A 20,027-nucleotide genomic window follows, 5' to 3' on the forward strand; every position below is an offset into this window, starting at 1 on the left:
TATCATTTTATGATTAAATAGTAACAATTATAATTGTCATGGTAAATAACATGTTCATCCAGATTGAAGAAACACCAAATCCAAACACACTGAAATTTCTCCCTGGATTTGCAATTCTAAACGAAGGAGAAACGGCTGATTTTTCAAATGCAGATGAAATAAAAAACTCCAAGCTAGCAGCAAATCTTTTTCAAATAGAACATGTGGTAAGAGTGTTTTTTGGTCATGATTTTATTTCAGTAACAAAATTGGGTGGAATTAATTGGGATACATTAAAAGTAGAAATTCTAACTACAATCATGGATCACTTTACTTCAGGTGGAAGAGCACTAGATAAAGAAGGAGTAAATGATAATAATATACCGGATGAAGAATTTTTTGATAAAAATGATATAGAAATTGTAAATAGAATAAAAGAATTGATGGAAAGTTATATCAAACCTGCAGTTGCTCAAGATGGTGGCGATATCAAATTTCGTGGCTATAAAGACGGGATAGTTTATGTTGAGTTACAAGGAGCTTGCTCTGGATGCCCAAGTGCTGCAATTACTTTAAAGCAAGGAGTGCAGAATATGCTGAGCTACCACATACCAGAGGTTGCAGGTATAGAGACCACACTATGACTAATCAAACGGTTAGAGGAACAAAAGATCTCCTGTTTGATGAATGGTACAAGTCTAAACACATAGAGCAAACAGCAAGCAGAATCTCAAGTCTATATGGCTTTTTGCCTGCTCAAACTCCGATATTTGAATATACGGAAGTTTTCACAAAGACTTTAGGTGATAGCTCAGACATCATCACTAAAGAGATGTACACCTTTAATGATAAAGGGGGAAAGAGCATAACTTTACGTCCTGAGTTCACTGCAGCGGTTGTTAGGCTATTAATTGAAAAAAAACTGCAAACGCCGATAAAATTATTTTCAACAGGGCCTGCATTTCGTTACGAAAGACCGCAAAAGGGAAGACAGAGGCAATTTCATCAGATAAATTTTGAGGTTTTTGGTGTAGAAGATTCAAAAGCCGATGTTGAATTGATATCACTCGCTCAGCACTTACTAACTGAATTTAGCATCAATAAAAATGTAAAGCTGGAAATCAACTCTTTAGGTGATAGTGAAACAATAACTAAGTATAGAGAAGCTTTGATCTTATACTTTACAAAGTATCAAAACGATCTATCAGAAGATAGCAAAAATAGGTTGATCAAAAATCCACTCAGAATACTGGATTCTAAGGATGAGAAAGATAAATCAATAATTTCTTATGCGCCTAAAATCAGTGATCACTATACAAAAGAATCTTCATATTTCTTTGACCAGGTGTTAAATGGACTGCAAGCTCTTGGCATACCTTACACTGTAAATAGCAAATTAGTTCGAGGTCTAGACTATTATTGTCACACAGTATTTGAATTTGTCACAGAAGATTTAGGTGCACAAGGGGCAGTTTTTGCCGGTGGAAGATACGATAATCTAGTATCTTCAGTAGGTGGAAAACACACTCCAGCGATAGGATTTGCAGGAGGTATTGAACGCATAATGGAGTTAATCAATTATTCTCCGAAAGAAGAGCGACCTATTTACCTAATTCCGATCGGCAGAGAGGCTGATGAACATGCTCTAACACTTGCGAATGAATTGCGCAGAAATGGTTTATATGTAGTCTACGAATATAGCGGAGCACTTAAAAACCGAATGAAAAAAGCAAATCAAGCAAATGCTAAAGCTGCTTTAATCTTTGGCGATGAAGAATTGAGTAGTAAAACTTTAAAGATTAAAAACATGGATACAGGTGAAGAAAAAATAATTGCTCGCGATAACACAATAGAAAACATCAATTAGGAGCAATGCAAATGTTTTTCTTAGTCAGCTATAGAAGAAAATTCGTCTGCACAAGAATTTTTCATAGCATTCAATGTATCATAATCTGTAAAATCTAATTTTACTGGTGTGATAGTAATAAATCCTTCTTTTATTTTATTTACACTACCACTGCCTGAGTGCTCTCGAGACCAATTTAAGCTAAAAAAGCCATTCGAATTTTCAGTAAAAGTTAAATCCCCATCAATGTTATATTCACCTTGTTCAGCAAATTCTACTCCTTTTACTTTTTCCGTAGCAGGAAAATTTACACTTATCACTATGTTTTTGGGCCAACCAACCTTAACTAGCTTGGCAATAACCTTTGGTGCAAAAACCTTTGTATTGTGCCAGTCTATTTTATCATGATAAACTTGGCTCAGCGCAATAGAAGGTATAGACCTTGCAGCACCTTCCATTACAGCACCAATTGTTCCTGAATAACAAATATCGTCCCCGACATTTGATCCAATATTTACTCCGGACAATATTAAGTCTGGTTTTTTATTCATAACTTTATTTAGCGCAATAATGACACAATCTGCAGGAGTACCAGACACACTAAATTCCCTTTCACTATGTTGGTTTATTCCAATAGATTGTTTCACTGGATAATCAAGAGATCTTGCAGCCCCGCTTCTATCAGTATCTGGTGCCACTATCCATATTTCTGACGCAAAATTCCGTGCAATCTCTTTGAGTAATTTTATTCCTTCACTTCCAAAGCCATCATCGTTTGTTATCAATATTATCATATACAATACTCAGCTATACAGTTCCAAATTATGTAAATCACTGACTGTAAATAAACTCATAAGGCTTTAGGTTTCTTTGCATAACTACAAACTGTAACAAAGAACCTGCTGTAAATCAATAAGAAAAGATTAGGAGTGAAAACAGGTTGGAAAGTATATAGCTAAAGGTTTACTGACAATCGTCTCATTCCACTACCTGCTGACTTACTTTCTGCTTAGCATATCCATCAAATCAGATTCTTTGAGTTTACTATGGTCAACTTTACTGAACTTATTTACCACAGAGCTCATTTGATTATACTGCTTAATCAGAAGATTAACTTCAGTTACACTTGTTCCGGACCCCTTAGAAATTCTAAGTCTTCTTTTGCCATTTAAAATATCTGGATTTTGCCTTTCTTTTTCAGTCATTGAGTTTATGATAGCTATATATTTTTTCACTTTATTGTCATCTGGCACACTGCTACTTAGCTTTTTTGTGAATGAACTAGGAATGAATTTCATTATGTTGCTAATACCATCCATTTTATTGAGAGTTTTTAACATTCCCACTAGGTCGTTTAGGTCGAATTTACCCTTTTTTACTTTCTTTTGTAACTTATCAATTTCTTCCTGACCAACAATCTCAGCAGCTTTTTCAACCAATGAGACAACATCACCCATGCTAAGTATCCTTTTTGCAATTCTATCGGGGTAAAAATCATCGAGGTCACTTAATTTTTCACCACAAGCAATAAATTTAATTGGACAATCGGCGATTATTTTCATAGAAAGAGCAGCACCACCACGTGCATCACCATCAACACGGGTAAGAATAATGCCGGTTACACCTATTGCCTCATTGAATGATTTGGCAATGTTGACCGCATCCTGGCCTATCATTGCGTCGGCTACTAAAATAACTTCTGCAGGTGAAGCTATTTCCTTTACGGCTTTCAACTCATTCATCATATTATTGTCAATATGAAGCCTGCCTGCGGTATCTAGTATTAATACATCACAATTATCGCTCTTTGCTGTTGCCAGTGCCCTTTTTGTAATTGCAATAGGCCCCTCATTTATTACTATAGATAAAGTTTGTACGTCTATTTGTTTACCCAGCACCTCAAGTTGTTTCTGGGCAGCCGGCCTATAAATGTCTAAAGAGGCAAGCATCACTTTTTTCTTTTGCTTTTTTAGCTTTAAAGCAAGCTTTCCTGAGGTAGTTGTTTTACCTGCACCTTGTAAGCCCACCATCATAATCACAGCAGGGGGTTTAACTGCTAGATTTAAGTCACTTTTCTCTGATCCGAGAACTGCAACTAAATTATCCTGCACAATTTTAATTATCATTTGTGCTGGAGAAACACTTTTTATGACTTTTTCCCCAATCACTTTATCTTTAATGTCATTGATGAATTTTTTCGCAACTTCAAGTGAAACGTCAGCTTCAATTAAAGCTATACGTATTTCACGCATGGCAAGATTAAAATCATCTTCAGAAATGATCGACTTTCCTCTCAGTTTACTAAATACAGAATTTAAACTTTCAGTTAACGATTTAAACATAATAGCGTTAGTAGAATACTCATTAAAAAGAGAGAAGAAGCTGAAACAAAACTCACTGAGTTATAATCCAGCACTTCTTTAAGTTTAGTAATATTATTAAAGTATAAACCAGCAAGTGAATTAGTCAAGTTTTGCACTATGCTGGCAAACATTTCTCTAGTTTTAGAGACTAACTGATTGAACAGCAAGATAATATAGGATATGAAAGCTCTCAAAATCCAATCAACATCCATTTTAAAATTTACTCTCGGGTAAAATAACTTGCGTAAAGGAATAAACAATAAAGTGGTACATAGTAACAAATTAAATTGCGACAAAATATTTTTTGTGTTGTACACAAAATCGAAAATCGAAGGTTTATTGTAAATAGGTAAGTAAGGATTGCCAGCGATTACGCATATAAATGCTAAAATGATCATAGTCATTTTGCCCCCCCTCTCTGCTAACGGTTTTGACTTACTTTTTGCAATAAATAAGTAATAAAGAAACTTTAGCCCCACGCTTAAATGAAGCAGCAAATTTAGAACCTTATATAAATTTTTATACCCTTTTAAGGCAACAGTGTTCATTTCAATTTCAGCTGTGATATATGATTTACTGATAAATCCAGCAGTTCCAGGAAATGCAGCCATTGTAAGTATTGCGATTATAGCACACATGCCTTCCACTGACATCAGTTTACCTACTCCATTAAAACTAATTGTTTTTGTTCGTGAAATAATCGAATTGCTGACCACAAACAATAATGATTGATAAACAAGAGAGAAGATTATATGCAGTATCAAAATTGGTATTGCCTTTTCCGAAGGGCTGAGTAAACCTCCTGCAATAATCAGCAAGCCCATTTGTCCTACAATATTATAGCATAAAAATCTACGAATATTTTGCTCAAGAGAAGCAAATATAATGCTGTAAATTGCAGTGATGGCGCCTACAAGCGCTAATATTTCAGTACAATCTTGCCATAGGTTATAAGTGTGTAAAAGCATTACTAAAAAAGAGACTTTAGTGGTAAATAAAGAGAGATATGTAGTGCCATGTAGCGATGCAGCAGGATATGCATCAACAACCCAAAACGAAAAAGGGAAACAAGCGCAGTTTATCAATAAACCTAAAATTATCAGGTTAGTACTTTGCAGTGCCAATCCTGCTGTTAATATAACTCCAACGAAAAAGTGTACACAAGCGTACCTTATTGTAGGTCCACTATCTCTACAGCCAGCTGCGATAGTAAAAAATGCACTGACGGTCATTAATTCACAGAATATTATAACCAATATCATATGTTCAGATAAAACTGCATAAAGTGAACTAATAGTGTAAGCAGCAAAAGATAGCATCTCTGAAAAAGTCAAATTTTGTGCTGGTAGAACAGCTAAAAATGCAACTGATAAAAAAGATATTAGTATGATACGAAAAGATAAATCAAAATCCAGAATTGGGAGAGACCAATTTACTGCAATGCTCAAATTTTCAGGTAATTTTAGGACTATAACTATTAATACAGTCAGTAGAAGTAACAGTGACGATTTATAAAGTTGCACAATAATTTAAACCAATATGGTTTATGCTATCTCAATATATGAATAAAATCAATTTGCATATTAACCACTAATTAAACTAATTATCATATAATTATATCAGAGTTTAGAGGGTTATAGAGAAACCGGTCAGATTAGGTTTTTAATCTAATCTGACCGATAGCTTTAATAGTGAGGTAAGCTTTAATATAGCATTCTTAATTCACAATGCTACACTCGTGCATAATTTATTTTTAATTTGTGCACGAGCGTTAGTAAATTATTTACTTTTTGAAATAAAATTTGGCATCACTTTAATATCCAGACTTAGTAAACCTCAGTAGGGCTGCCAGTTGGACCCATAAGAATTACTTGTTCACCTTCTTTAAAACATTTACATAAATTAGTGGAACCGCCAGTTTCAAGCACAATAGTGGAAATAATTCCTTTTTTTTTGTCTACTTCAGTGCCGGTTACGGCTATACCTTCCATAGCAAGGTTTGTATTATTGGCTTTTCTGCTATTGGTTTCAAAATTTTGCAACCTAAAGAATTGTCCAGGTTTAAAATTCTTTGCCGCAAGTGGTGCTTTGATCACTATTTCCACAACTTTGTCTGTTAAATATTGAACTTTTATAACCTTTGCAGTGAATTGCTCTTTGATTTTATTGAAAAATTCTTTGTTAGCCAGGTGTTCTGATATTATTCCAGCGCGTGACGCTTTAGTGTACAAATGCTGCAATTTGTAGGTAATTCGCATAGCAGGTGGTGTCATGCAAGTAGCCGACACTGGAATCCAGTTCTGACTATACAACCATCTGGTGTACTCATTCAAAATTAAGTTTTCTGGATCCCAGTGTCTGGGAACTGGAATGACATCTTTTTTGGTGAAAGTTACTCTTACATTACAACATTCATACAATTGTGCATATGACTCCGAGATTCTAGCTGGAGTGGCAGAAATGAAGCTATTAACTCTATTCAAAAGCTGAGAAATGACAGGGTAACCATTCTTAGCGCTTGCCATAGCTTTCACGACGCTGCCGCTATACGAAGGATGAAGATCACCAAAAAAGCTAATTGTTTTATTGCCTTGCTTATATACTAATATTCTGTCTTTATTCTGCATCTTAGGAGAAAATATTGGATCTATTTCTTTTCCTGATGAATTCAAATGAGTAAAATACCCATTGCTTAATTTAAAATGCTTTTTATCTTCTGTTGCAATAACTGTATTTGGCTCAGTACCTGCTGCTATAAAAATAGAACGTGCTTTCATGCATTTGATTTCGCCGGATTTTGTGTCTATTAGTTTTATTGATTCAGCATGATTATATTTATCCGTCACAACTTCAACTGGCTCTAAGTTTTCAATAAAGTAAATCCCTTCTGACAGTGCATTTTGCACCTCTTCGCTATTTAATCGATAACTTGGCGAATCTTTTAGCTCTTTTCTATATACAACTTTCACTCCCCCCAAACTCTGCATTAACTCTAATATTTTTATTTCTCTACTCTCTTTTTTTGCTAACTTTTGCTTTTCTCGGATCAATTGTGCGTGCGATATAAACTCATTCGCAATTTCGCGCTCTTCCTCTGTCCAATCCTTTTCAACACAGTCCTTTCCATACTTATCAACTAATATCTCATAACGAAGAAGAAATTTTTCTGCTTGAATTGGATAATACGCTAAAGCTTCAGTGGCAGTGTCAATCGCAGTAAGCCCCGCACCTATGACAACTATCGGCATACGAACTTGCAGATTTGCTATAGAATCAAATTTAAGAGCGCCAGTCAGTTGTAACGACATAAGAAAGTCAGATGCCATACGCACTCCACGAGCTAGTATATTCTTTATTTTGATCATTCGTTGCTTGCCAGAGCCAAGTGCTAGTGCGATGTGATCAAAACCCAAGTTGAAAGCATCATCAACATTAATCGTGCCACCAAAACGAATGCCCCCATAAAGTGCGAAATTCTCACGTCTTTCCAGCAGTAATCTAATAATCTTTAAGTAATTTTTATCCCACCTAGAAGTAATGCCATATTCTGCCACTCCACCAAACCCACCTGCCGTGCGTTCACTCAATTTTTCGTGTTCAAAATCTTTAATTAGCTGGAAATTATCGATTAAAGGTTCAATCTTTAGTCCATCAATGGCGATAACGTTATGCCCATCATTCAACAAATGATGAGCTAAATTAAAACCAGCAGGACCAAGGCCTACAACTAGAACGTTTTTTCCGGTGTTTTCTCTTGGCAATGAACGCTGAAAATTTAAAGGATTCCAACGGCTGAGCAGAGAATATATTTCAAATCCGTACGGTAAATTAAGCACATCATCCAAAATCCTTGTTTCAATCATTGGCACATTTACGGGTTCTTGTTTCTGATATATGCACGAGTTCATGCAGTCATTGCATATTCTGTGCCCAGTAGCCGCACATAATGGGTTATCTATCATCACAATTGCAAGGCTTGCTATGCTGTAACCTTCGCTTTTCACCAGATTCATTTCTGATATTTTCTGTTCTAGTGGACAGCCATGCAGCTCAACTTTTAGTGGGGACTGTTTAAAAGTATTGTCGTTATTAATTAGCCCCTTTGAGCAGCTGTCCTTATTTTGCTTATGACAGAATATGCAGTAGTGAGCGTTATCTAATGCTTTGTTCAAACTCACCTTTTTGCTTGTTAGATCAAAACCATATCGTCTTTTTACTTCATTTGAATACAGCACTTCAACTTTGTCCACTTCTTTTTTAGAAAATGGTATGAGATTTTCATGGTCAATTTTCCTATGGATACTAAAGAGTATACTCCGTTTATTTTTTACTCTCCACACTGCATATTGTGCCGCAAGTTCTATTTCTTCTTTGTGATTTTCTTTATCTTCAAACCAATGCATCACCTGCTCGGCAAAATTTTTTTCTGTTGTTGGCAAAGTGAGAAAATGACTTAGTTTGTTAGTAATATCTATATTCGCCACATTAATGTATTTCTTCAATGCGTAGCGTTGGACAAATAACCTTTTGCATTTATATATCACAGCAAAGTCATTGTGTTTTTTCTTTAGCTCTTCTATTTCTTTTTCAATGTTGAAAAGTTTTGCAATGAACTCGTCAAATAAATATGAGAGGTCTATTATTAACTGGCTATCACCAATCTGATTTTCCCTTGCTTCAATTAATGAACAAAACAAGCTTTCATCACATGATTTAATATAATTCAAAAATGTCTCATCCAATTTTATTAATCCACTGCAAGTATATAAATTTGAAAATGAGATATTAAGCTGCATTATACAGTATGCACACTGTCTTTTGTATATTACGTATTTTGTAGCATAGCTAAAATCGTTGCTTCTGCAACCTTTTCTTCACCAACACACGCAATACACTCAAATTTACATGCACTTAAACGTGCGTTTTTAACATTAGCTTGCAGAATCAGTGTGTCCCCTGGAGTGACTGGCTTTCTGAATTTTGCATTTTCAATAGACATAAAGTAAATAGCTTTGTTTTCTATTGTACCTTGACTTTCTTTACCAAGAACACATATAGCAGATGCTTGAGCTAGAGATTCAATTATCAAGACTCCTGGCATTATTGGATGACCAGGGAAATGACCAATAAAAAATGGCTCATTAAAAGTCACATTTTTGATTGCTTTTATACTTTTACCAGGATCACACTCTATAACCCTATCTACTAAGAGAAACGGATAAGAATGTGGTAGTATTTTTATAATATCACTGATATTAAATTGCATAAGCCTACTCAATGCCTTTTAAAGCAAATTCAGTTATTTCCTTGTTTATATTGTTTAATACCATATCCGATAAATCAACTTCATCCATAGAGTATAAAACTTGGTTCTTTTTTGAAATAAATAGTACTAAATCTATGTTGTTTTTTTCTGCCGTTTTTTTAGCAACTTCTTTTATCTTGTTAAAAACACTCTCTACTGCATCTCTATAACTTTCTTCTAAATACAACATTTTTTCAGCGTAAGCATCTCTAGCATTTACAGTATGCTTATTAAACTGTTCTGTCTTTTCCTTTTTTGCTTCTTCTGACAAAAGTTCAAATTCTTCTTTTGATGGCTTAAGTTTTTCTAACTCACTTTCAAATTCTTGTTGTAATCTAGAATTCTGCTCCTTTATTTGTTGTTGTATGTTTCGCAGAGCAAGAGATTCATTGATAACTTTATCACTATCAATAATGGCAGCCTTTGTGTTCTGAGGTTGATATCCTGCAAACTTATACCCCACAAATAAGGAAATAATTAAGGCAATAACTGATATAAATAACTGTATATATTTCATTCAAATCCCCGCTTCAATAGAAAATTTAACATTTGGTGATGGTATTATATCATAAGATTCCTTTACTAAAGGAAACCCAAAATCTAATCTAAGTCTACCAAAAGGAGAAGGCATTGAAAAGCCAAAACCTGGTGACACTCTTATAAGCTTACTATCATTATATGGATCTTTATATTTCTCATTTTTATCATCTAAGCCAAAAAGTGTTGCATAGTCAACAAATAATGAGCCTTTGATACCAGCATAGTCATATAGTTTTGGTAGTGGGAAATCTACTTGCTGTGTTAAATTAAAATAAGTTTTGCCTCCCAATGAGCTTTTATTTTTTTCTTCTGCTCTTGGTCCAATGCCGGAAAGGTCAAACCCTCTAATCTCATTACCCCCTTTAAAAAAGTGCTGGCCAATGTTTAGATCTTCATCGGTATAAGAAAAAATATGACCTGCTGCCATCTTAAAGCGTAGTATTATGCTATCGTCAATTTTACTTAATATAGGATGCGTGTAAAAAGACAAGAACTCAGATTTTAGGAAGTTTACATTCCCTCCCAATCCTGAAATATCCTGACTTAAGCGCAGTAAATACCCTTCTTTTGGAGTATAGAGGTTATCCAGTTTATTATACGCTAATGTGTATCCTACTGATGAAATCTGATGTTCACCTTCTTGCCCCTTTATTATATCAGAGATGTCATTGTCTTTTCCATCCTTATTATCCATATGTATACGGTTATACTTGTAAGAGTAGCGAATGGAATTAGTTAAGTTTTCTATAACTTTGTATGATAATTTTGTTGAAAATCCCATGTCACAACTGTCGAAGCTAGTGTGTGGTTTATCTTGTTTTTCATAAAATACGCCCACACCTAGTGATGTATCAGAATCGTTAAAATTATTTTCAACAACCTCTACATTAGTAGAAAGTGAATATTGATTTTTCTCAAGAGCAAAAGAGAGCTCTTTACCACTACCAAATAAATTAAGATCTGTGAAATCAGTTTTTACAAATGCTCCACCAGGAAAGGACATACCTCCTGCTAAAGATAATGAAGCAGTTCTTTTTTCTTTAACATTTAAGTCAAGATTTACTGCATTGTCATTAACTGCGTAACTATTTACTTTCACTGTTTCAAAAAAATCACTACTAATTAGTTTTTTACGTGATTTTTGAATCTCAGATATATTGTATGCATCACCTTCTGCTACACTTAGCTTACTTCTGATCACTTTATCTAAAGTGCGATCGTTACCATCAATTGTAATTTGATTTATATAAATCTTTTTACCCGGCAGCACTCTGTAGGTCACATCTACAACATTGTCACGTTGTGCATACTCTGGATTAACTTTTGCAAATATATATCCTTTCTCATTTAAATACTTGTTTATTTTTTCTACTGTATTATTAATTTTAACTCTATTAAATATCTTATCGTTTTCCTCTGTTATAAAGTCCAATATTTCTTCTTTTAGGCTTAAATCCTGAATTTCAGTTTCAATATTAACCTCATTATTTCCAAACAAATATTGCTGTCCTTCGTCAATAAAAAAAGTCAATTCTATCTGATTGTTATTATCAATCTCAACAATCGGTTGAATATTATTTTGAATATATCCCTTAGACGAATAAAAACGATCGAGCAATTCTGTGTTAATCAATAAATATTGTGGTGAATAACGAGTTCCGCCCTTAAACATGGCTCTAAATAACTTACTAAATATGTCATTACTATGCACTTTAATAGCTTGCTCTAGCTCGTTTTCAGAAAAGTTTTTGTTACCTACAAATCTTATATCCTTAATTTTAGAGGTTTTACCTTCTTTTATTTTAAAAATTAGATTGACCCTATTACTATCAAGCTTATTCAGCTCATATGCAACGTTAACACCAACCTTACCGTTATTCCTATAAGTAGTGATTAAATTCATTAAATCGTTTTGCAATTTTGTTTCAGTGAAAATAGTTAGCGATTTTGATTGAATTACATTATTTAGCAGCTCTTTGCTGTTAAATAATTTATTACCCTTTAATATTATCTTGTTAATTAGTGGATTTTCTTGAATTTTTACTACTAAATTTTTTTTATCATCGATATAAGCGTTAACACTAGCAAACAACTTTGTTTTATATAAACCTTTTATAATCAAATCTATATCATCGTCGTCTACATAGCTACCAGGTTCTAACTTTATATAAAACCCTATTGTTTGATTGCTTACTCGCTCATTGCCAATGCATTTGATATCTTTTATCTGTACTTTTTCCTTATTTTCTAAAGCAACAAGTAGAGCGGGAAAGGAGATAAAAATTACTATTAGTATGTAAAATAGCTTTTTCATATTTATTTTAAAAAAGACTCCTAATATCATTCGAAATTGCAATTGCCATCAGCAAGAACAAAATGAAAGCACCAAAGTTAGCCTCATATTTTTGATATTTCAAACTTAAATCTCTACGTATAACTGCTTCTATAATATAACGAAATAAATGCCCACCATCCAGTAGCGGAATTGGTAGCAAGTTAATCGCAGCTAAATTAGCTGAAATAATTGCCATGAGATACACAACCATAATAAATCCTTTTTTGGCTGATTGCCCTGAATATTTTGCAATTTTTATTGGTCCACCTATTTCACTTGCACTTCTATTACCAACGATAATTTGAAAGATAGCTTTGATCGTTAAGCACATAGTGTGGTAAGTTTCACTTACTGATAAGCTCACAGCCCCAAGAAAAGATGACTGCTTTAATGTATTGACTGAAATAATCCCTATAGTTTCTCTTTCTATTATGTTGCCAAAAACATCTCTACTCTCAATTGTCAATGGAGTGAGGCTAGTTCTACGCTCCTCATTATTTCTGCTATATTTAATTTCCATTCTCGTCTTGGGGTTCGACATTATCACACGTGAAATATCTTCAAAGTATTTTATTTTATGTTCATTGATTTGTGTAATAGTGTCACCTGGTAATAGGCCAGCTTGTTTGGCTGCACTTCCTTCAATTACATCCCTAATCACCGGTGGAGTGCGGTAATAACCTGCCGTGCTAAAAAATATTGTAAAAGCTATAACAGCAAGTATCATATTTGCAAAAGGTCCTGCAAAAACCACTGCTGCTTTTTTATACCGCGGTTTTGTATGAAATGAATACAACTTTTCTTCTTCAGTTAATTCTTTTTGATCAGCTGGGACACTCGCTGCATTAGTATCCCCTAACATTTTAACATAACCACCCAATGGAACAGCGCTTAGTTTCCATCTAGTTCCAGACTTATCGTTAAAACCAAAAATTTCAGGACCAAAACCTATAGAAAAAGATTCAACTTTAACTTTGCATGCTTTGGCAACAACATAATGCCCATATTCATGCACAAACACTATAACAGAAATGATTAAGGCAAATGACAAAAAACAATATATTCCATCGCTAAATTGATGAATAAGATTAGAAATTAATTCCACCTGTATATTTAGATCTTAACCAAATCTTAAGTATATTAAAATACGCCTCGCTTGACAAGTATTTAGTTTAACTTTTAAATTAAAAAAAAGTTTAATTGTAATGACAGATACCTCACTACTCAGAAGAAAATTGATGTATAGAAGCTGGCATAGGGGTTGCAAAGAAACCGATATACTTTTAGGGCATTTCGCATTGAAATATCTTGATAAATTTTCCTTGAGCGAACTAATCGAATACGAAAAAATAGTTGATCTTGATGATTACGAATTATATTGTTACATAACTCGTAAGACAAACCTCCCTCCTGGCTTAAATAGTCAGATAGTCAATTTAATTGCTTGCTTTATTGAAGCTAATCCTTTATGCACTCAAGATTAGTGATAATCTTATTTACCTTATCTAGTACCTCAATATATTCTATCCTTTTCTCGTTTCTATACTTTTCGCGCTCTTGATTTGCTTCATCCAACCGCTTTGTTAATTCTAAAATTTTATCCTCAAGAATTAGCGCTGCAAGTAAGAAATTTAATGCATCCGAACCCTTACCTCCAGTTTTTTGAGATACAGAACCAACTAGCTTGTCAAAACTATTAGCAAGACGTAATAAATGGCTCTTTTTCCCACTTTCGCAAGATATTTTGTATGTGTTATTACGTATAACTATTTCTACTACTTGCATATGGTGCTAAAAATTTCTATCGTACAGTATAAACTCAAACCCCTACTTTCATCTTATTTATGGTATAAATTTTTATTCATTTATCAAATCAGATAATTTTTTACTGCTACGAAAATATGTTTTAAAGTATTGATTCTTTGTAAACTTCTGTAACATTAAATGGCTTGTTTCTTTCAAGTTATAACTTCTAACTGAAAAAGAACCAAATCCCCTAATTTCAACTCTATTATGATGCTTCAATGTGCTTGAAAGTATCCCAAAAAATCTATCAACTATAGCTGCTATAACAATCTTATCTAAAAAAGGATGTCTTTTTGCTACCCTCGCTATTATATCAGACTTTGTTGCCATTTATATGAAGCCAAAATAAGTAAACCTTATCACTTAGCAGATAATACTATGTTATATTCTTCAACACCCAATACTTCAACTTCTATTTTTTCTGATATAGAGAACTTTTTATTTTCCGGTAAATGCTCTTGATCTATTAGAAGGGTTACATCGTTCTCAACTTCAACGACTAGTCCATTATCTTCTCTCTTACCTACAATAACCTGTATTTTATCGCCTACCTTAACTTTCTTTATCAGTTCTTCAAGAGGATCATACTCTATTTGTTTTATTCCAAGATAAATTCTTTCCCGATTCACGTTAGCCCTTATTACTTTTGCTTCTATTTTATCACCTACATTATACTTCTTTATCTCATCTGAGCTATTTTTAGACCAACTTAAATCTTTCACATATATTGTCCCTTCTACGTTCTCATCTATTTCAGAATCATTGAAAGCAACAGATACATATGAGCCGGTATTATTCTTCACTTCACCAGAAACAATAGAACCAGGAGGATATTTCTTGATAAATACTTGCCAAGGGTTGTCTACACACCTTTTCATGCTTAAACTCATCCTACTCTTAGCAATGTCAATACTGAGAATTTTTACATATACTTCTTGTCCCCTTGTTACGAGACTACTAACTTGTAAATTACTCTTAACCCAAGTTATTTCTGACGAGTGCACTAAACCTTCAATTCCAGGTCTAAGCTCAACAAACAATCCATAATCTTCTATGCTTGTTACATAACCCTTATGCACACTATCAACTGGATATTTTGACTCTGCATCTTGCCAAGGGCTATCTTCTAGCTGCTTCACACCCAAGGAAATTTTAGCATTTTCCTTATCTATTTTTATAATTTTAACTTTTATAGTCTGGCCACAAGCAAAAACTGCAGATGGATGACTCACTCTACTCCAAGAGATATCTGTAATATGTAGCAATCCATCTATAACTCCCACTACATCTGATTCATGAATACCGACAAATACACCGTAATGAGTGATGCTTTTTATTTTTCCTTCTATTATATCGCCTTCATTTAAAGATTCTAAAAATTTAATTTTTTCACCAGCGTGCAATTTTTCTAACACCAGCTTTCTTGATACTACAATATTACCTTGCTTCTTATCCATTTTAAGCACGATGAACTTTTGTTCAGTTTCAATAAGGTGCTTCGCGTCTTTTACTTGCTTCAAATCCACATGACTCAGCGGTAAAAAAGCGCTTATTCCGTCACCAAGATCAACAATAAAACCACATTTAATTGAGCGTTTAATAACTCCGCTTACTTCAGCTCTTGTAACTGTATCTTCTTCCAACTTATTCCATTTCTCGTCTCTAATTGCTTTTTCACGGCTAAGAACAACATTACCATGATAATCTTCAATTCTTTCCACATAAACTCTAATTTTCGAGCCAATAATGATCTCATCATTACAACCGAGTTCCTTGATCAGAATTCTCCCGTCAGACTTTAAACCAATATCAACCACAACGTCGTTAGGGTTTATTCTTGTAATTACACCTTCTACCACATCTCCTTCTTTAATTTTGTTAACAAAATAATCTTCAAACAAGGCATTATCTTGATCCTCAAATTGGCCTTGACATATCTCTTCTATAAACTTGTTTGATGATAGCTTTCTGATAGTAACCGGTAGATTTACAACTGGATCATTATTATTCATGCAATGTGACCTTTAATTTAAACTTTATTAGAACTCATATATTATATAATATTAATAATTATTGACAAGTAATTTTTCGTTAATTCATTTCGAGAATTGTTTAAGCTATATAAAATATAGTGAGAAAATTATATATGTATCAAGAATATGCTATTTAAGAATAGCAAGTGGATTAGATCGTTCTCCAGAAGGTCCAGGTTAAAACCGGATGTTGATGAAATATTGGAAAAATATTCTATTCAAAACAGCAAGGAATCTATAGAGAAGATTGTAAATTCACGAAAAAGAATATGGGTAGAAATAGGCTTTGGCAACGGTGAAAATATGCTTTACCAGGTGCTCAATGAACCTGATCTATTATTTATAGGATGTGAGCCCTACTTAAAGGGGGTTTCTCGCTTGCTAACAAACATAGAAATACAAAACATAAAAAACATTTTAATATGGACAGAAGATGCAAGAGAATTGATTGCAAATTTTTCTGACAACAGTGTTGAAAGATTCTTTATCCTCTTTCCAGATCCATGGCCAAAAAGAAGTCACAATAAAAGACGATTAATTAATACGGAATTTTTAAATTTATTAGCAAAAAAAATACTTATAACAGGGGAAATATTCATTGCAACCGATCATCAGGACTATGCAGAGTGGATAGCATCACATATAAAGCAGTGTAACTCTTTAATCTATAGGGAAGACGATTTCACAAGTTATACTCTTACAAAATACCACAAAAGAGCGCTCAAAGATCAGCGTAAAGTAAGGTTCTTTAAAGTAAGTGTTATTAATAATTTGCAGACTATGGATCAATAGAGTTTTTGAATATCTCTTTTACGTTAACTATAGATTAAAAATAATAAAAAAAGAGGGAGAAATAGAGTAAATTCTTTTAACTACTTTTCCTTATGAAGAAATAGCAAATTTTTTAAGTTTCTCTTTAACCAACGGGCTCCCATGAGGAGAGGAGAGTAAAGATCTTTTTTCATAGATATCTTAACACTTTTTTCTTCTTTTGTAGTTGGCGGACGAGTAAGAAAGCGAACCTTTGGTGCACCACTAATTATTGCCATTGGTGTTTGCTCTGCCCCTTCTCCCATAACTAAAACAGCAGATGTTGCCAGTGCATCAAGAAGATTGACTTGTGTTACTTGCAGTGATTGATTATAAAGATCTGGCTTGCCTATATAGGAATAAAGTGGTTCAAATCCACACCAACCAAGAGCAACGCCCGTAACCCCACGACGCATAGGTGTTACATTACTATCTGTAATCAAAATACCAAGATGTTTTATGCAGTGTTTTGTCTTGAGATAGTTCCATATTGATAGAGCTGTTTTCTGAACATCTTTTGGATATAGAATATACACCTCATTACCATTTGATTCATCAATACCAGCAGATGGAATTAAGATATTATCTTTAATCGTTAAACAGATACTGTGAGCCATATCAACAATTGCATCAGCTTCTCTTTTGATTAGCTCTTCTTTAGAACAAGCAGTTTTGCAAACTACTTGTTTTTGACAAACGGAAATGATTTTTGATGTGATAGCAAGAACAACTTCCTCTCTTAGCAACTCTGAAACATAGCGATCAAGAACCTGCTCTAATACTTCTCCACATTCAATGCGGTGGGTATAAATTGCTTCAATATGCATATTAACGTGTTAACCTACATATAGTATAATCTTTTGTTTTAGCAAGAGCGGTTTTATACCATCCATCAAGAAGTGTTAAGTTGAAATATACATCACCTTTATAAAGTCTGTGAATTTCTGTTATGATAAACTCTGAAATTAGATCATACTCCAAAAAAAGGTGCGCTATTTGTGCTCCACCAATCATGAAGATTTGAGGGTAACTCCAATTACCTTGGATTGACAAGAACTCTTGCATAGAAGAAACAATAGTGCATTCTATGCCTTTATTAAAACAAGGACTTAATTTGTTACGAGAAAAAACAATAGGCTTTAATATGTTTTGTGGTATTGTTTCAAATGTTTTTCTTCCCATAACAATAACTTGTTTGTCAGTCACCTGACGAAAATGATCTAACTCACTTGGATAATGCCAGGGCAATCCATTATTTATTCCAATCACCCCCTTGGGATCAACAGCCATAATTCCGATAATCTTCATTCCTGTAAAGCAGCTTGAGCTACAAAAAATCGCATGTGATCACGCACATTATGCACTCGAAGGAAATCAACCTTGTTGTGCAATGCAGATGATAAAGCAATTGTTTCTAAATCTCGGTTAAAGACAGGTTCTGTAGAAAAAGAAGAAATAAACGACTTTCTAGAATGACCAACCAGAACTTTGCAGCCAAAACTTTGCAATGCTTCTATATTGCGTAAAAGCCAGATATTCTGATATAGAGATTTTCCAAAACCAATACCAGGATCAATAATTATCGAGCTTTGATCAAAACCTAGGGTAAGTAACCTGCTAATGCTCTTCTCTGCCCAATTATTTATGATATCAATTGGGTCAGTGTCGTCTGGAATAATGTTGTCTCTATGTGGTGGTATTGAAAGTGAATGCATAATAACGATGCTGCAACCATTACTAGCAATTGCTTTTAAGGTATTATTATCTAGAGCTTCCTTCTGATCGTTTACCCAGGCAATGTTGTAGTGTTCCAAAACATTTAAAATAACGTCTGGCCAGAAGCTATCAATGCTGACTTTAATATCACCAACTTTCATATACTGATTGAGATTATCAAGTACTGGCTTTAGACGTGCATACTCTTCCTCTGGGATCTGCATTAAAGATCCAGGTCTTGTTGATTGAGCACCAAGTTCAACTATGCTTGCACCATCTGATAACAGCCGCAGTGCCTGCTTGGTTGCTTGATCTGAATCATAATAAAGACCACCATCTGAAAATGAATCAGGAGTAATATTGACAATACCTACAAGCTCTGGTGAAAGCGTAAAACTCCTTAAAAAGCAATCCTTAATGTTAGGGTTAACAGTACCAAACGTTTTGTTAACTACTGCCATGGGGCTCAGCATTGCCATCAAGTGAAGCAAAAATGGTCTGTTTATCAATTCTGGGTGAGGAATTCTAAGGTAGGGTGTATCGAGCGTTAGATCATCCCATAACAAAATATCCAAATCAATAACGCGAGGTGCCCACTTTTCATAGACCTGCAGGCGGCCAATATCACACTCAATTTGTTTTAGACCTTTTAATAGCTCTTCGGGAGAAGAAGAACAACTTCCATAGACAATCATGTTGAGAAATGGCTTATCCCACTCAGGTGGAGCACCGTTTGGTAAAATGGCCTTAGTTTCTAGAATGATCGAAGACTTTAAATCTTTAAAATAGCGTTCCTTTAGTAACTGAGCAGCCCTTTGTAAATGGGAAAAGCGATTTCCTATATTTGAGCCAATAGAAATATAGATCATTAGTTACCTTCCTGTTCTTGTAATGTATTACAATAAGTAAAGAGAACACCTCCATGCACACCGGGAACGGGTGGTGCAACTTTGTGAGCAGTCACTCTTATGGAAGAAATAATATGTTTTTTTTGCACCAAAAGATTATTAATGGCTCTGTATATATCATGGGTTAAGTGCTCGATTAAATTGAATTGCTTGCTTTGAACGAGAGATTGAATACTCTGAACTACCTCCAAGTAGCATATAGTATCCTCAAGCCGGTCAGTTGTAAGTCCTAAAGGGGGGGATTTAAAGGTAAAATCAATATTAACACTAACTAATTGAGAATGAAACTTCTCTTCTGCACTACATCCTAAATGAACCCAAAGCCGCAGGTCAGATATAAGAAGATTACATTGCATTTTAATATCACTGAGTTTAATCTACTTACA

At 34.1% G+C, this 20,027-nt stretch carries 19 protein-coding genes; 4 read left to right on the top strand and 15 right to left on the bottom strand.

Annotation, left to right across the window (positions count from 1 at the left end; genetic code table 11):
* Positions 1–50 precede the first annotated feature (50 nt).
* Positions 51–623: a NifU family protein gene (locus ABWU50_RS06205; RefSeq protein ID WP_253309984.1), complete on the top strand. Its 573-nt coding sequence runs from the start codon at positions 51–53 to the stop codon at positions 621–623.
* The gene (gene hisS, locus ABWU50_RS06210) at positions 620–1,846 is read left to right on the top strand and encodes a histidine--tRNA ligase (protein ID WP_353275801.1); all 1,227 of its coding nucleotides are present in this window, start codon (positions 620–622) and stop codon (positions 1,844–1,846) included. The genes ABWU50_RS06205 and hisS overlap by 4 nt, the downstream gene beginning before the upstream one ends.
* A gap of 20 nt (positions 1,847–1,866) precedes the next feature.
* Here hisS and surE read toward each other — a convergent pair whose 3' ends face one another.
* The 8 genes from surE to rseP all read right to left on the bottom strand — a co-directional run bounded on the left by surE (position 1,867) and on the right by rseP (position 13,473).
* Positions 1,867–2,619, bottom strand: coding sequence for a 5'/3'-nucleotidase SurE (surE, locus tag ABWU50_RS06215; RefSeq protein WP_353275802.1), 753 nt, complete (start codon positions 2,617–2,619; stop codon positions 1,867–1,869).
* A 204-nt stretch (positions 2,620–2,823) separates the two neighbouring features.
* A complete protein-coding gene (ffh, locus tag ABWU50_RS06220; RefSeq protein ID WP_353275803.1) occupies positions 2,824–4,167 on the bottom strand; it encodes a signal recognition particle protein in 1,344 nt (447 codons plus the stop codon).
* Positions 4,152–5,711, bottom strand: coding sequence for a proton-conducting transporter membrane subunit (locus tag ABWU50_RS06225; RefSeq protein ID WP_353275804.1), 1,560 nt, complete (start codon positions 5,709–5,711; stop codon positions 4,152–4,154). Before ABWU50_RS06225 ends, ffh begins: the two co-directional genes overlap by 16 nt.
* A 303-nt stretch (positions 5,712–6,014) precedes the next feature.
* Positions 6,015–8,984 (bottom strand): WPE palindromic element domain-containing protein, encoded by a 2,970-nt coding sequence (locus ABWU50_RS06230; RefSeq protein WP_353275805.1) that lies wholly within the window; start codon positions 8,982–8,984, stop codon positions 6,015–6,017.
* A 29-nt stretch (positions 8,985–9,013) separates the two neighbouring features.
* Positions 9,014–9,454, bottom strand: coding sequence for a 3-hydroxyacyl-ACP dehydratase FabZ (gene fabZ / locus ABWU50_RS06235; protein ID WP_253309601.1), 441 nt, complete (start codon positions 9,452–9,454; stop codon positions 9,014–9,016).
* A 4-nt stretch (positions 9,455–9,458) separates the two neighbouring features.
* Entirely contained in the window at positions 9,459–10,010 is a 552-nt protein-coding gene (locus ABWU50_RS06240) for an OmpH family outer membrane protein (RefSeq protein ID WP_353275806.1), read from the bottom strand.
* Positions 10,011–12,347, bottom strand: coding sequence for an outer membrane protein assembly factor BamA (gene bamA / locus ABWU50_RS06245; RefSeq protein ID WP_353275807.1), 2,337 nt, complete (start codon positions 12,345–12,347; stop codon positions 10,011–10,013).
* A 7-nt stretch (positions 12,348–12,354) separates the two neighbouring features.
* Positions 12,355–13,473 (bottom strand): RIP metalloprotease RseP, encoded by a 1,119-nt coding sequence (gene rseP, locus ABWU50_RS06250; RefSeq protein WP_353275808.1) that lies wholly within the window; start codon positions 13,471–13,473, stop codon positions 12,355–12,357.
* A gap of 100 nt (positions 13,474–13,573) precedes the next feature.
* Here rseP and ABWU50_RS06255 point away from each other — a divergent pair, with 100 nt between their 5' ends.
* Positions 13,574–13,852 carry a succinate dehydrogenase assembly factor 2 gene (locus ABWU50_RS06255; RefSeq protein WP_182158663.1) on the top strand — a complete coding sequence of 93 codons (279 nt, stop codon included), beginning with the start codon at positions 13,574–13,576 and terminating at the stop codon, positions 13,850–13,852.
* On the opposite strand, the gene ABWU50_RS06260 is transcribed toward ABWU50_RS06255, so the two are convergent.
* From ABWU50_RS06260 to ABWU50_RS06270, 3 genes are all read right to left on the bottom strand, one after another.
* A complete protein-coding gene (locus ABWU50_RS06260; protein WP_182183710.1) occupies positions 13,827–14,153 on the bottom strand; it encodes a cell division protein ZapA in 327 nt (108 codons plus the stop codon). The two genes, ABWU50_RS06255 and ABWU50_RS06260, sit on opposite strands and share 26 nt — an antisense overlap.
* Positions 14,154–14,225: 72 nt before the next feature.
* The gene (locus ABWU50_RS06265; protein WP_010963035.1) at positions 14,226–14,504 is read right to left on the bottom strand and encodes an HU family DNA-binding protein; all 279 of its coding nucleotides are present in this window, start codon (positions 14,502–14,504) and stop codon (positions 14,226–14,228) included.
* 29 nt (positions 14,505–14,533) lie between these two features.
* On the bottom strand, positions 14,534–16,186 hold the full coding sequence (locus ABWU50_RS06270) for a 30S ribosomal protein S1 (protein WP_353275809.1): 1,653 nt from the start codon (positions 16,184–16,186) through the stop codon (positions 14,534–14,536).
* Between the two features lie 147 nt (positions 16,187–16,333).
* On the opposite strand from ABWU50_RS06270, the gene trmB reads away from it, so the two are divergent.
* A complete protein-coding gene (gene trmB / locus ABWU50_RS06275; RefSeq protein ID WP_353275810.1) occupies positions 16,334–16,999 on the top strand; it encodes a tRNA (guanosine(46)-N7)-methyltransferase TrmB in 666 nt (221 codons plus the stop codon).
* Between the two features lie 80 nt (positions 17,000–17,079).
* On the opposite strand, the gene ABWU50_RS06280 is transcribed toward trmB, so the two are convergent.
* Genes ABWU50_RS06280 through ABWU50_RS06295 form a run of 4 tightly spaced genes read right to left on the bottom strand, consistent with a single transcriptional unit; the run spans position 17,080 to position 19,997 of the window.
* Positions 17,080–17,844, bottom strand: coding sequence for a putative folate metabolism gamma-glutamate ligase (locus ABWU50_RS06280; RefSeq protein ID WP_353275811.1), 765 nt, complete (start codon positions 17,842–17,844; stop codon positions 17,080–17,082).
* A gap of 1 nt (position 17,845) precedes the next feature.
* On the bottom strand, positions 17,846–18,325 hold the full coding sequence (locus ABWU50_RS06285) for a dihydrofolate reductase (RefSeq protein WP_353275812.1): 480 nt from the start codon (positions 18,323–18,325) through the stop codon (positions 17,846–17,848).
* Entirely contained in the window at positions 18,322–19,602 is a 1,281-nt protein-coding gene (folP, locus tag ABWU50_RS06290; protein ID WP_353275813.1) for a dihydropteroate synthase, read from the bottom strand. The genes ABWU50_RS06285 and folP overlap by 4 nt, the downstream gene beginning before the upstream one ends.
* Positions 19,602–19,997 (bottom strand): dihydroneopterin aldolase, encoded by a 396-nt coding sequence (locus ABWU50_RS06295; RefSeq protein WP_264329200.1) that lies wholly within the window; start codon positions 19,995–19,997, stop codon positions 19,602–19,604. Before ABWU50_RS06295 ends, folP begins: the two co-directional genes overlap by 1 nt.
* Between the last annotated feature and the right edge of the window lie 30 nt (positions 19,998–20,027).

Source organism: Wolbachia endosymbiont (group A) of Pipizella viduata, from assembly GCF_964028555.1.
Taxonomy (GTDB): domain Bacteria; phylum Pseudomonadota; class Alphaproteobacteria; order Rickettsiales; family Anaplasmataceae; genus Wolbachia.